This is a genomic window from Desulfurella sp. (assembly GCF_023256235.1).
In the GTDB taxonomy this organism is placed as follows: Bacteria; Campylobacterota_A; Desulfurellia; order Desulfurellales; family Desulfurellaceae; genus Desulfurella.
This window is the reverse complement of the sequence record NZ_JAGDWY010000079.1, coordinates 1-13,848: the sequence shown is the minus strand read 5'-3', so window position 1 is coordinate 13,848 and position 13,848 is coordinate 1. Positions and strand designations below refer to the sequence as shown.

At 33.1% G+C, this 13,848-nt stretch carries 16 protein-coding genes; 15 read left to right on the top strand and 1 reads right to left on the bottom strand.

Annotated elements, in window-relative coordinates; genetic code table 11:
• Positions 1-277, top strand: a 277-nt coding sequence (locus tag Q0C22_RS08570; protein ID WP_291493780.1) for a cupin domain-containing protein, incomplete at its 5' end; no start/stop codon positions are given.
• Position 278: 1 nt separating this feature from the next.
• On the opposite strand, the gene Q0C22_RS08565 is transcribed toward Q0C22_RS08570, so the two are convergent.
• On the bottom strand, positions 279-1,280 hold the full coding sequence (locus Q0C22_RS08565) for an amino acid--tRNA ligase-related protein (protein WP_291493778.1): 1,002 nt from the start codon (positions 1,278-1,280) through the stop codon (positions 279-281).
• Between the two features lie 58 nt (positions 1,281-1,338).
• On the opposite strand from Q0C22_RS08565, the gene Q0C22_RS08560 reads away from it, so the two are divergent.
• The 14 genes from Q0C22_RS08560 (at position 1,339) to fliS (ending at position 13,763) form a co-directional block, all read left to right on the top strand.
• Positions 1,339-3,345: a molybdopterin-dependent oxidoreductase gene (locus Q0C22_RS08560; RefSeq protein WP_291493776.1), complete on the top strand. Its 2,007-nt coding sequence runs from the start codon at positions 1,339-1,341 to the stop codon at positions 3,343-3,345.
• 74 nt (positions 3,346-3,419) lie between these two features.
• Positions 3,420-4,643, top strand: coding sequence for a fibronectin type III domain-containing protein (locus tag Q0C22_RS08555; protein WP_291493774.1), 1,224 nt, complete (start codon positions 3,420-3,422; stop codon positions 4,641-4,643).
• Positions 4,644-6,140, top strand: a complete 1,497-nt coding sequence (locus tag Q0C22_RS08550; protein WP_291493772.1) for a YifB family Mg chelatase-like AAA ATPase — start codon at positions 4,644-4,646, stop codon at positions 6,138-6,140.
• Positions 6,141-6,154: 14 nt separating this feature from the next.
• Complete coding sequence (locus Q0C22_RS08545; protein WP_291493770.1) at positions 6,155-7,579, top strand: aldehyde dehydrogenase family protein; 1,425 nt, start codon at positions 6,155-6,157, stop codon at positions 7,577-7,579.
• 45 nt (positions 7,580-7,624) lie between these two features.
• On the top strand, positions 7,625-8,131 hold the full coding sequence (gene fliL, locus Q0C22_RS08540; protein WP_291493768.1) for a flagellar basal body-associated protein FliL: 507 nt from the start codon (positions 7,625-7,627) through the stop codon (positions 8,129-8,131).
• On the top strand, positions 8,128-8,397 hold the full coding sequence (locus tag Q0C22_RS08535; protein WP_291493766.1) for a FliM/FliN family flagellar motor switch protein: 270 nt from the start codon (positions 8,128-8,130) through the stop codon (positions 8,395-8,397). The genes fliL and Q0C22_RS08535 overlap by 4 nt, the downstream gene beginning before the upstream one ends.
• An 8-nt stretch (positions 8,398-8,405) precedes the next feature.
• Complete coding sequence (fliO, locus tag Q0C22_RS08530; RefSeq protein WP_291493764.1) at positions 8,406-8,729, top strand: flagellar biosynthetic protein FliO; 324 nt, start codon at positions 8,406-8,408, stop codon at positions 8,727-8,729.
• Entirely contained in the window at positions 8,713-9,465 is a 753-nt protein-coding gene (gene fliP, locus Q0C22_RS08525; RefSeq protein WP_291493762.1) for a flagellar type III secretion system pore protein FliP, read from the top strand. The genes fliO and fliP overlap by 17 nt, the downstream gene beginning before the upstream one ends.
• Positions 9,466-9,473: 8 nt before the next feature.
• Positions 9,474-9,743 (top strand): flagellar biosynthesis protein FliQ, encoded by a 270-nt coding sequence (gene fliQ, locus Q0C22_RS08520; RefSeq protein ID WP_291493760.1) that lies wholly within the window; start codon positions 9,474-9,476, stop codon positions 9,741-9,743.
• On the top strand, positions 9,740-10,528 hold the full coding sequence (fliR, locus tag Q0C22_RS08515) for a flagellar biosynthetic protein FliR (RefSeq protein ID WP_291493758.1): 789 nt from the start codon (positions 9,740-9,742) through the stop codon (positions 10,526-10,528). Before fliQ ends, fliR begins: the two co-directional genes overlap by 4 nt.
• A complete protein-coding gene (flhB, locus tag Q0C22_RS08510; RefSeq protein ID WP_291493756.1) occupies positions 10,528-11,589 on the top strand; it encodes a flagellar biosynthesis protein FlhB in 1,062 nt (353 codons plus the stop codon). Before fliR ends, flhB begins: the two co-directional genes overlap by 1 nt.
• Positions 11,590-11,620: 31 nt before the next feature.
• Entirely contained in the window at positions 11,621-12,976 is a 1,356-nt protein-coding gene (gene fliD, locus Q0C22_RS08505; protein ID WP_291493754.1) for a flagellar filament capping protein FliD, read from the top strand.
• 20 nt (positions 12,977-12,996) lie between these two features.
• Positions 12,997-13,389 carry a flagellar protein FlaG gene (locus tag Q0C22_RS08500; protein WP_291493752.1) on the top strand — a complete coding sequence of 131 codons (393 nt, stop codon included), beginning with the start codon at positions 12,997-12,999 and terminating at the stop codon, positions 13,387-13,389.
• Positions 13,386-13,763, top strand: a complete 378-nt coding sequence (fliS, locus tag Q0C22_RS08495) for a flagellar export chaperone FliS (protein WP_291493750.1) — start codon at positions 13,386-13,388, stop codon at positions 13,761-13,763. The genes Q0C22_RS08500 and fliS overlap by 4 nt, the downstream gene beginning before the upstream one ends.
• The last annotated feature ends 85 nt before the right edge of the window (positions 13,764-13,848 follow it).

Sequence of the window (13,848 nt, the reverse complement as noted above, 5' to 3'; positions counted from 1 at the left end):
AAATAAATTGATGGAACCTGCCTATAAAATTATACCTGTAAACAGTGACTCAAACGGATGGCACAGACACAAAGGGGAAGAGTTTGGATATATTTTAAATGGAAAACTAGAATTGAGAGTTGCAGATGAAGTATGCGTTTTAGAAAAAGGTGATAGTTTTTACTTTTCTTCTTCTTTGATGCATTACTATAAAAACGTAGGCGATTGTGATGTTGAAACAATATGGATTGTTGCACCACCATCAAGTTTTAAATACTTGTTTTTAAAAAAACACTAAATCACATTATTAACTTTAACAATCTGTCAAATCCAAGAGCAATGCCACTGGCTTTTGGCATACCAAAAGCCATATAATCTATAAATTCCGGATCTGTTTGTTTATTGAAATATTTTTCAAGCCTTAAAAAATCATTTTCTTCATCATAGCAATTAGCTATTTCTATGCCATTAATGTAAAACTCATATCTTTTTGCATATTTGCCTTCTTTTTTTGCAAGAAATGTAAAGTCGGGGAAATTGTACACAATACTTATGCAATTATTGCCAAGGTGTTTTTCTATGTGTGTTGCAAATAAGTAATCAAGTACCTGAGATTTAGTTAAATTTGCTTCTAAATTATATTTTGATATTATTTTTTTCTTATCAAAAAAGTGCAAAATATCTAAACCTAAATATTTTAAAAACAACTCTTCGTAAGAAAAAAATTCAAAACGATCAAGATTAATATGCTTTGAATCTAATTCTAAAATATCTTTAGAATCGTTTAAAAACTTGCATAACTCTTTGAAATCTTCAAAAATATCTTCAGGTTTTGCATAAGCTCTATACCATTCAAGCATTAAAAATTCTTTACTGTGGAATTTGTCTTCAAAATCATCCCTGTAGGCAAAATTCAATTCAAATACTTTTTCAAAACCAAGACATAATAGTTTTTTATGTTCAATTTCAAATGAAGGCACCAGGTATCCATACCTTGTTTTGATTTTTTTAATATGTCTTTCGTTTAAATATAATTTTTTTAATTTGGGTGTTAATGCTTCTAAAAAGCCCTGTTGTTTGAAAAACTGTTTTGTTTTATCTATTAGAAGATACTTTTTGTTTGTTTTCTCTAAAGCATTTTTAAAATCGATTGATTTATATGATTTTACAAGTAAATTATCGTTTTCATCGATTATATCATTTAAACTGTGTTTACTTTTGAAAGGAAAAGTTATTAGATTATCATTAGACAAAACAAGTGTAGTTTGTTTTGAAATTTTTACAATACGACCTGCTTTCATGGATTTTTATTATATACAAAAAGTTGTTTTTTTAAAAATCGAAAATATAATAAGTACCATGAAGTGTTTTAGTGTATGTCCACATGATTGTCCTGATGCCTGTGCTTTAGAAGTAGAGATCAAAGACAATATGGTAGTAAAAATTTCTGGAAACAAAGACCATGTTTTTACACAAGGTTCAATATGCAACAAAACCTACTTTTACAGAGATGTCATATACTCAGATAAAAGAGTTTTGTACCCGTATAAAAGAGTTGGCAAAAAAGGAAGTTTATCTTTTGAGCGCATTAGCTGGCAAGAAGCTATAAAAACCATAGTGGAAAGGTGGCAAAATATTTTAAAGCATTACCAAAGCGATTCTATTTTACCCTACTCTTATGCAGGCACAGAAGGTGTACTTAATAATGCAAGCATGGATAGGCGTTTTTTTAATAAACTTCAGTCTGCACAACTTTTGCGCACAATTTGCTCAAAAGCAGGAAGCAAAGGTTTCGATCTGGCATATGGCAAAGCAATTGGTACTAATCCTATATATACTCAAAACTCTAGATTTATTATTTTTTGGGGCATAAATGCTATGGTAACAAACCTACATCAGGCTATTTTTGCCCAAAGAGCACGCTTAAACGGTGCAAAAATAATTAGCATTGATGTAGAAAAAAATGAAACTGCAAATTTTGCTGATGAATTTTACCATATAATGCCTGCCAGTGATGGAGTTTTAGCTCTTGGTATTGCAAATATAATCATAAATGAAAATTTATATGACAAAGAATTTATTGAAAGCAATACAGTTGGTTTTGATAAATTCAAGGAATTGGTAAAAAAGTATACTCCAGATACAGTGAGCAAACAAACAGGTTTAAGCAAAGAACAATTAAACAAACTTGCAATTGAATATGCTACAATAAAGCCTAGCTTTATTAGAATAGGAAATGGCTTGCAACACCATTTAAATGGTGGTTTTAATACATGGGCGATTAGCTTGTTACCAGCGCTTGTGGGCTCATGGAAATACAAAGAAGGTGGGGCTTTAAAATCAAATTCTGGGTACTTTCCAATTAACAAAACATTGCTTGAAAGGCCAGATTTACTTAATAAAAAACCCAGATCGATAAATATGGTAGAATTAGGAAAGGCTTTAACAGACAATCAGAACCCTATAAAGTCCATTTATGTTTACAATTCAAATCCTTTAGTTGTGGCACCAAATCATAACCTTGTAAAGAAAGGTTTTGAAAGGGAAGATTTATTTGTTGTGGTACATGAAAGACTATGGAGCGATACTGCAAAATATGCAGATATTGTTTTACCTTCAACTACATCATTTGAGCATGAAGATCTCTATATTAGCTATTGGCACAATGTGATTGCTTTTGCAAATCGAGTAATTGAACCATTAGGTCAATCTAAGCCAAATATTGAAGTATTCAGTATGCTTGCTCAAGCTTTTGGTTTTAGCCAAGATTGTTTTAAAGATAATGCTTATGATCTTGCAGACCAGGCTTTGGATAGCGACTACTTTAAAAACCACAATATATCACTAAATAGGCTTTTAAAAGAAAAATTTATTGAATTAGAATATATTGATTTTCCCTACAAAGATTCTGCATACACCAAAACCAAAAAAATTCAATTTGAAAACCCAGATGCAATCAATTTGGCAGGTACTGGTTTGCCAGAGTGCACTGCATTGAATCTAAATTACCCTTTCATTTTAATCAGTCCGCCAAATAAGCATTTTTTAAATTCTACTTTTGCGCATGTCAATAAATTAAAAGAAAAAGAATATGCACCATATGTAAAAATAAATCCAAAGGATGCTATAAAGTACGATCTAAAAGATAATTGTAATGTGGAAATTTTTAACGAACAGGGTAGTTGCATTTTAAAAGCCATGATAAGCGATGATGTAAAAGAAGGAGTTTTGGTTGCACGAGGGCTTTATTGGGTAGACGATTATATTAACAAACAGCCAATAAATACACTAACAAGTGATAAATTGTCTGATATTGGAGGCGGGGCAGTGTTTTTTTCAAGTGGTGTAAACATTAAAAAGGTTTGAAAGTGTTTTTTTAGTTGCAAAATTGGTAAAAATTGTATACTCTAATTAGATAAACTTATCTGGAGGGTAAATATATGAAAAAATGGTTTTTGGTACTTTTTGGTTTATTATTTATATCATCATGTTCTACAGTAGAAATAACAAAAACAAACCCAAACTTACCAAATGTACAAATAACTTCGGCAAAAGGCGGTATACAGTCCGTTACATTAACATGGATTCCGATTACTAACCAGAATGTAAAAGGTTATGTAATTTATAGATCAGGTTCTCCTACGGGAAAATTCGAGTTTTTAACACAAATTAACAACAATTTGCAATCAAGCTATACTGACACAGGTGGTATTTTGTCCACTTTGGAAAACAATACCACATATTATTATAGAATAGCAGCATTTAATGATCAAGGTGTAGGTCCATTTACACAGGTATCAGCCACTACTTTACCAAGACCAAACCCTCCAGAAGGTTTAAAGGTAATTAGTGGACTTCCACATAGCTTGATTTTGCAGTGGCAACCTTCAAGCGATAAATCTGTATCTGGTTATATGATTTATAGAGCACAATCCAGTCTTGGTCCCTTTAAGGCTATAAAAAGATTAGAAGGTAGAGAAAATACTACATATACAGATACAGGTTTACAAGATGGAGTTACTTATTATTATGAAGTTTCAAGTATTAACTACAAAGGCGTAGAGAGTCCTCCAAGTACTTATGTTTCTGGAACCACACAAAACAAACCAATACCGCCACTTTCTCTAAAAGCAGTACCGACAGGTGCAGGTACAATAACAGTTTACTGGTTTCCAAGTCCTACAAAGGATGTAGCCTATTATGAGATTTACTATGGAAATAGTCCTTCTTCTATGGCTTATGCAGGTAAAGTAAAATCATCTGTGCTTGAATATACCATTAAAAACCTAGAACCGGGGAAAATATACTTATTTATGGTAAAATCAATTGATGCAAGCGGTATTAAAAGTCCATATTCAGAAATTGTCCAAGGAAAAACATTTCCTATACCTCAGGCCCCAAAAGGCATAAAAGCTGAACAATTACCAAATGGTAGTGTAAAAATTGAATGGGCAAGCTCAGGAAACGATATAGCCTACTACGAACTTTTTAGAAGGTACTATTTATTTATAACAAATGAGATCGCAAAAGTTCAAGGTACATCATACATTGATGACAAGGTAAAGCCAGATACAACATATTATTATTGGGTAAAAGCAGTTGATAAATGGGGTCAGGTAAGTCCGGATAGTCAAACCGTATCTATAAAAACCAGAAATCAGTGAATGTTTGTAAAACTTAAAAGTGCATTTGTTTTTGGTATAAATGCATACGGTGTTGAAGTAGAGGTTGATAGTTCAAGGGGCCTTCCTGCATTTGCCATTGTGGGATTGGCGGACAATGCAATAAAAGAAAGCAAAGAACGTGTAAGAAGCGCACTTTTAAACAGTTCGATACCGTTTAAAGCAACAAGACTTACAGTAAATTTATCGCCAGCAGATATTAAAAAAGAAGGCTCACAGTTTGATTTACCCATAGCCATTGCTATTGCAATAGTAAACGGTGTTGAAATATCAAAAAATTTAAACGAATTTTTATTTGCAGCAGAATTGTCTCTTGATGGAAAATTACGACCTGTAAGCGGTATTTTACCAATTTCTATATATGCAAAAAAACACAATTTAAATCTTGTTTTAGCAAAAGAAAATGCATATGAAGCTTCACTTGCAAAAGCTAACATTTACGCGTTTGACAATCTATCGCAAGTGCTAGGTTTTTTAAATGGTGCTGTGGATGCTAAATTGTATGAAGGAAATGTTGTTTTTGAAAAAGCCGATTATGAAGTGGATTTTTCTGAAATAAAAGGACAGCACAGAGCAATCAGAGCAGCGCTTATTGCTACAAATGGTTTTCACAATATAATGCTTATAGGTCCACCAGGCACAGGCAAAAGTATGCTAGCGCAAAGAATACCCACCATAATGCCACCCATGAACGAAGAAGAAATTATAGAAACAACAAAAATATACAGTGTTGCAGGTTTGTCAAAAGGTAGCGTTATAACAAAAAGGCCATTTAGAGCGCTACACCATACAGCAAGCGATATTAGCCTAATAGGCGGTGGAGCTGATGCAAAACCTGGTGAGATTAGTTTGGCGCACAATGGCGTACTGTTTTTAGATGAGCTACCAGAATTTAAGCGCAATGTAATAGAAGTATTAAGACAACCATTGGAAAATGGTTATATAAATGTATCAAGAGCAAAATTTTCAATAAGTTACCCTGCAAACTTCATGCTTATAAGTGCAGCAAACCCTTGTCCGTGTGGTTATTATGGTTCAAAGTTTAAAAAATGTACATGCAGTTTTGATCAAATAAGGCGCTATAGAAGTAAAATTTCTGGACCATTTTTAGATAGGATTGATCTATATGTGGAAATGCCAGAAGTTGATTATGATCTAATAAAGACAGATTCTTTTTGCACAAGTGTGGATTTAAGACAAAAGGTTATTCAAGCAAGAGAATTTCAAAGTAATCGCTTTGTAGAAGAAAAAATAAAAACCAACTCTCAATTAACACCCCGTTTAATTAAAAAATACTGTAAGTTAGATTTTCAAGCAGAACAAACCCTAAAACAAGCAATGCAATTTATGTACTTTTCTCCAAGAAGCTATACAAAGATACTTAAAGTCGCTCGAACAATCGCAGATCTTGCAACAAGTGATACAATTTTAGATTCTCATATTAAAGAAGCTATAAGCTTCAAACATATTGAAAACTAACCGGAGGTGTTTTTATGCAAACCTACAAAACCTTTATAGGCGGCAAATGGGTTGAAACAGGAAAATTATTGGATGTAACAGAAAAATATACGGGTGAAGTTTTTGCAAAAGTTCCATTATGCGATACATCAAGTGTGGATTTGGCAGTAAATTCTGCGCAAGAAGCATTTGATGAGTTTAAAAAGACTCCTGCTTATACACGTAGCCAGATACTGCAAAAAGCTGCTGATTTAATCCTGAAGCGCAAAGATGAGATAGCTACTGTTATTTGCAAAGAAGCAGGCAAAGCATGGAAGTATTCAATAGGTGAAGTAATAAGAGGTTATGAGACATTCAAGTTTGCAAGCTGTGAAGCTATGCGCATTCACGGTGAAACTGTGCCTTTGGATGCAAGTGTATCTGGTACAAACAGGGTAGGCTACTATATAAGGGTACCAATGGGCGTTATTGCTGCTATTACACCTTTTAACTTTCCACTAAACCTTGTTGCCCACAAAGTGGCACCAGCCATAGCATCAGGCAACACAATTGTGTTAAAGCCAGCTTCAACCACACCTGTTACTGCATTGATATTGGCTGAAATACTGCAAGAAGCCGGTTTGCCAGAAGGTGTATTTAATGTGGTAATTGGTTCTGGCTCAAGTGTAGGTGATTATTTGGTATCTCACCCAACGGTAAAGAAAGTAACATTTACAGGCTCACCTGCGGTAGGTGATTCCATTATAAGAAAAGCTGGAATAAAAAGGGTAACTTTGGAGCTTGGAAACAATTCAGCAACAATCATAGAGAAAGATGCAGATATAGACAAAGCCATACCTAGATGCATAACAAGTGCTTTTTCAAACTCAGGTCAGGTTTGCATATCACTGCAACGCATATATGTACACCATGCAATAGCAGATGAGTTTAGCGAAAAATTCAAGCAGGCAACAGAAAGCCTCAAAGTAGGAAACCCATTAGATCAAGATGTAGAGCTTGGTCCCATGATCGATGAAAAAGAAGCGCTTAGAGCAAAGTCCTGGATAGACGAAGCAATCTCTCAAGGGGCAACACTTGTATGCGGTGGCAAAACAGAAGGCAGGATACTATACCCAACAGTGCTTAGAAACACCACAAAAGATATGAAGGTAATGTGTATGGAAGTATTTGCACCTATTGTGTCTATTGTAGAGTATGATAACTTTGAAGAAGCAATAAAGCATGTAAATGATTCAGACTATGGTCTTCAAGCAGGCATATACACAAATGATATAAGAAAAATCCACTATGCTATAGACAACCTTGATGTAGGTGGTGTAATGATAAACGATACTTCAATATTTAGAGTAGACAATATGCCCTATGGCGGAAATAAGCTCTCTGGTATCGGCAGGGAAGGTGTGAGATTTGCAATTGAAGAAATGACAAATATAAAGATGGTTATGATAAATTTGGGTTAATTAATTTCTTTACAAAACAAAACTTTTTGATAAAATTAATATAACATGGCAGAAGAAGCGGGAAAAGAAAGTCAAAAAAAGAAAAAAAAGCCTATATTTCTTGTTTTAATCATTTTAGTTGTGTTAATAATTGGAGGTGGTACATTAGCATTTTTCTTTTTAAAGAAAGGCTCAAGCGGTCCAAAAAACATTCAAGCTCAAAGTAGCAGCTATGAGTCTGTTTTAAACGACAAGAATGTACATATTAAAACCATACCATCTATGATTATCAATTTAGCCGATCAGTCTGGTGATAGATATTTAAAAATTTCGCTTGCTTTGGTAATGAATGGAAAAGAAAAAACAAAAAGTGGTGAATCATCGGGTGAAACTCTAGAAGATGCTGCAATAAAAAATGCTATAATTACAGTAATTTCTACAAAAACATCGGATACGCTTCTAACTCTATCGGGTAAAGAAGAGCTTAAAAAACAGCTAATAAAGGCCATAAACAATGCTTTAGGCGAAGATGCAGTAAAAGACATTTATTTTACTGATTTTATTATACAATGAAAGAAGAAGATTTAGTACCCTTTTACAATGTACCTGTTAACACGTACTATGAGTTGGGACGAGCCAAAGTAAAGTTAAGGGATATTTTGAGGTGGAGTGAAGGTAGTGTTTTAAAACTAGACAGACTCTCGGGTGAATATATTGATGTATTTATTGAAAATCAAATTTTTGCAAGAGGTGAAGTAATAATTGTTGACGAAAAATTTAGCATAAGACTCTCTCAAATATTAACACCTGATGAAATTATGGAATACAATATTGAGTGAGATTTTTAGTGCGTACATTTTTTATATTCGTTTTTTTTATATTAATTCCTAGCCTGGTTTATGCAGGCTCCATAGATTATCTTGGCTATACATTAAAAGCGCTTGGTAGTGTTATAATAGTTATAGCTTTGCTTTTTGCAAGCGTTTGGGCGTTAAAAAAACTTCAAATTAATACTAAAAGAGGCGGTCGTATCAGAATTTTGGATAGGACGTATATTGATAACAAACATAGCCTTGTTATCATTGAAGTTGATGAAAAACAATTTTTGCTTGGTGTTGGAAACGAAATAAATTTAATATCTCAATTGGTTAAAAATGAAGAAAATAATTAGTCTGGTAACAATTTTTATTTTAGTTGGTTTGTGTTTGAATGCTTTTGGGGCACAAAGCACAGCTACACCTTCTTTGAGTATTACTCTAAATGGTGCTACAACGCCGCAAAACATCTCAAATGCGGTAAAATTGCTTATTTTGCTTACAGCTTTAGCCATTGCTCCATCATTTTTGATTATGCTTACATCATTTACACGTATAATAATCGTGCTTTCTATTTTAAGACAAGCAATAGGCTTACAGCAAGAACCCCCAAATCAAATATTGCTTGGTATTGCTCTTTTTTTAACAATTTTTATCATGTCACCTACAATTAGTGCTGTTTACAATAATGCATATAAACCTTTCAATGAGGGAAAATTGACTCTAGAGCAAGCCTATGATGCTGCTCAAACGCCCATAAAATCCTTCATGCTAAAGCAAACACGCCAAAAAGACATAGCGCTTTTTTTAAGAATTGCCAAACAACCCAATCCTCAAAATGAACAACAGCTTGGCTTAAACATACTTGTGCCCGCATTTATTATAAGCGAACTAAAAACAGCTTTTGAAATAGGTTTTTTGCTGTATATACCTTTTGTGATTATAGATATTGTGGTTTCAAGTGTGCTTATGAGTATGGGTATGATGATGTTGCCACCTGTTATGATATCTTTGCCGTTTAAATTACTTTTGTTTGTGCTGGCTGATGGATGGAATCTGGTTGTTTTATCACTTGTTAAAAGTTTTCATTAGGGGGTTTTATGGATGTTTCTACAGTTGTGGGTATAGGAAGAAGTGCCATGCAAATAGCTTTAATGCTTTCTTTGCCAATACTTATTGTAAGTTTGGTGGCAGGATTACTTGTTAGTATTTTTCAAGCACTTACACAAATCCAGGAAATGACACTTACATTCATACCAAAGATTATAGCTGTTGCTTTAACTTTGTTGTTTTTGGCACCGTGGATGGCAAAGCTTTTAACAAATTATACGATTGAGCTATACCAGAATATACCCAACTACATAAGATGAGCCAAAATCTGGCATTGCTTAATCTACCTTTTGCTGATTTAGAAATCTTTTTTTTAATTTTTGTGAGGGTGGCGTCTATATTGCTTTTAGCGCCAATTTTTAGCTATAAATCAATTCCTGCAATTGTTAAAATATTGTTTAGTGTTGTTATGGCCTTTGTATTGTATCCACTTGTTAAAGATTATGTAAATGTAAATATTACAAATACAGTTGAGCTTATTGTGCTTATTGCAAGAGAAATCCTACTTGGCGCAAGTTTGGCTTTTTGCATCCAATTTGTCTGGGCTGGTATAGAAATTGCTGCTGGTTTGGTTTCTTTTATGATGGGCTTTAGTATCGCAAATGTATTAAGTCCACAAACAAATACCCAAATTTCTATTATTACAGAGTTTGAAAGTTTGTTTGCAATTCTTGTTTTTTTGGCAATTGATGGTCATTATTTTGTTATACGCTCGTTAGTTGAAAGTTTTCAGCTTATTCCAGTTGGCACATTTGTTGTAAATAAAAGTTTAGTTGAATTTATTGTTCAATTAATACTTGTTATGTTTTCTGTTTCTGTTCAGATTCTTGCGCCTGTGGTATTTGCTTTGATTATAACAAATATAGTTTTTGGTGTAATTTCTCGTACAATGCCTCAAATGAATGTGCTGATTGCTTCTTTTCCAATTACAATAACCATTGGTTTGTTTTTGCTTGGTGTAACGTTTAATTTTGCGGCAAATGTTATGATAAAATACTACTATCAGTTGCCTTCATATTATAATCAGATATTCAGGTTAAAATAATGCCAGGAGAAAAAACCGAGAAAGCCACACCCAAACGTCGCGAAGAAGCACGCAAAAAAGGCCAGGTTGCAAAATCAATTGAACTAAATACTGCCGTGTTGCTTTTTGTTGCTTTGATTTTCTTTTATTTTAATGCTAAAAGCTTTAAAGATACAGCTATATACTCTTTTAGTTACTTTTTGAGTTTGCCCCACAATATTGATTTAAATAATGCTAGTAGCCTGTATATGGATGTTGTTAAGATTTTTTTTATGTATGTTGGTATTTTTTTTGTATTGCTTATTGTTGTGGCAATTCTTGTTAACATCGCTCAGATAGGCATATTATTTAGCTTTGAAAGACTCAATTTTGATTTAGAAAAACTAAACCCTATAAATGGTATTAAAAACCTTTTTTCGCTTAGGGCTTTGGGTGAGCTTGCAAAGTCAATACTAAAAATTATCGTTATATTTTCTATAATGTATTTTTTTATCAAGGCAAAATACAAAACCTGGCTTGATTTAACCGACCAACCTATTAATATTTTTACAGTTGTACTTGCCAAAAATATGTTTTCTATAACGCTTTATCTTGTATTATTTATGATTTTTTTGGCTATTATAGATTATGCTTATCAAAAATTTATTTTTGAACGTTCTTTGATGATGAGCAAAGAAGAAGTGAAAGAAGAGTTTAAACAAATGGAAGGTGATCCCAAAATAAAAGCTAAAATCAGAAAAATGCAAATGGAATTAGCTAGAAGACGTATGATGGAAAATGTAAAAACAGCGGATGTGGTTATAACTAACCCAACGCACATTGCAGTGGCTCTAAAGTATGATCAATCAAAAATGAATGCACCAAAAGTTATTGCAAAAGGTTTAAATGAAGTTGCCCAAAGGATAAAAGAAATTGCCTTAAAAAACGATATAGCAATTGTTGAAAATCCTCCTTTGGCTCAGAGTTTATATAAAAAGACTCAGATTGATAAAGAAATCCCAGCTGAATTATACGAAGCTGTAGCTAAAATTCTATCTTATGTTTATAATCTGAAAAATAAAAAAACTAATAAACTTTTATAAAAATCATCCGATAAAAAAGTAGAGGTGTGATATGAGTATGCAGGTAGGCTCTAATTATATATTGGGTTTGGGAAATACAAGCAATCTTAACCTTCAAAGTATGCTTCAACAACTGGTTACTGCACAAAGCCAGCCTATTATAAACCTTCAGGCTCAGCAAACACAGCAAAAAGCATACCTCCAAACATTTTCAAATTTTTCAAATCAGCTAACACAATTACAAACTAGTGCAAATAATGTTATACAGGATTTAACACAACAAACTGCAACATCAAGCAATACATCTGTTGCAACTGTAAGCAACAATCAAACAACAGCAAGTGGCACACACACATTAAGTGTTACTCAACTGGCAAAATCTCAGATTTGGGTTTCTACAAACGGGTTTTCAAGCCCTAGCCAGCAAGTTGCAACATCAAATGGTGTGTTTAGCTTTTCAATAGGAAGCAATTCCTATTCTGTAGCTGTAAATTCCTCAACCACGTTGCAAGGTTTGGCTAATGCTATAAATGCGACAAACTCAGGTTTAAATGCAAGTTTGGTATACAATGGCACCAGCTATAATCTCGTTTTAACAACACCAACAGGCACGCAAAACAACTTAACAATAAACACAAATAACACACTTGCCGTATTTGGCTCAACCCCAACTCAAAATTCTCAAGATGCACAAGCAACACTTGATGGGGTAAGCATAATCTCACAATCAAATGATTTAAAAAACTACATACAAGGTCTTGATATACAGCTTCAAGGAACAGGTACAACAACAATAACTCTAAATTACAACACTTCTCAATTGACGCAGGATATGCAAACCTTTGTCAATAACTATAATAATCTATTGCAATATGTTAATCAAAACAATTCATATGACAGTACAACGAATATAGCGGGGGCATTTTTTGGCTCTACCGCTATACAATCCGTTATGGCAAGCTTGAGAAATGCATTTTTTGGTTTATTTAATCAAAACACAAATCAGACGATTAATTCAGCAGAAAGTATTGGTTTGTCTTTTGACCAAAATGGCAACCTGCAATTTAATAGTTTAGTTTTTCAACAAGCTGTTGCTACTGATTTTAATGCTGTTAAAAATATTTTAACAAACTCTTCCACCAATGGCATAATGGATTTGATTAATAATGCAGTTAACCAGGCTACCTCGGTTAATGGTGGAGCTATAACAGTAGCTCAAAATATTATTCAAAACCAGATCAACTCACTTCAATCTCAAATAAATACCTTAAAAAGAAATCTACAAAACTACCAGGATAATCTTGTTGTGCAGTTTTCGCAACTTAATACCATAATGAACCAGATGCAGGCACAAAGCCAGTATTTGACAACGATGTTTGATAGTCTGACAGGAACAAAAAGTGGCTAGCAGCTACAAAGGAGGAAAAGATGGATGCAGGTGATGTAACTAAAACAAACTTGAATTTTATACAAAATAAGCAAATTAATCTATTAGCCACACAAGATAATGAAAACAATTTTTTTTCTGTATCCACAACTAACCCATCACAAGTTAGCACAAATGAAAAAAGCGATATCAACAGTACGAGTTTAAGTAAAAACGATGTCAAAAAATTGATTCAAAAGCTTAACGATTCTATTAGTTCTTTAAATGATAGTGTTAAATTTAGTTACTCAGAAGATGCTAAAGGTCTTATTGTAAAAGTAATTGATAGTAAAACAGGTCAGGTGATAAGACAGATTCCACCAGAAGAGTTAATTAAACTTGAAGCTAGTTTAGCCCAATCAATAGGAATAATTTTTAACAAGGAGGTAAAATGATTGCAAGCAGTGCATATAAGGCTTATAAGAATACACTTGCAAACACAACTGACGATAGACTGAATATTATTGGTATAATGTATGATGGAGCTTTGAGTTTTGCCGTTAAAGCAAAAGAATCAATTGAAAATAAAAATATACTGGAAAAAGTATATGCAATTGAACGACTTAATTCTATTTTGCTTGCACTAAGAAATGTACTTGATGTAAAAAACTATCCAGAAGCGGGTAAATTCCTTGAGTCTATTTATGATTTTTTACTTTTACAAACGCTTAAAGCCAATTTAAACAATAATATTGAAGAAATGGAAGTAGTAATCAGATACTTGCAAAAAATGAGCGAAATTTGGAATAATGACGTTTTAAAAAAATGAAACAGGCTTGTTTCAAACAAGCCTTTCTCTGATTTTAACCAAATGCTTGATAAGTCAAGAATTAATTGTTATAATCAAACAAATG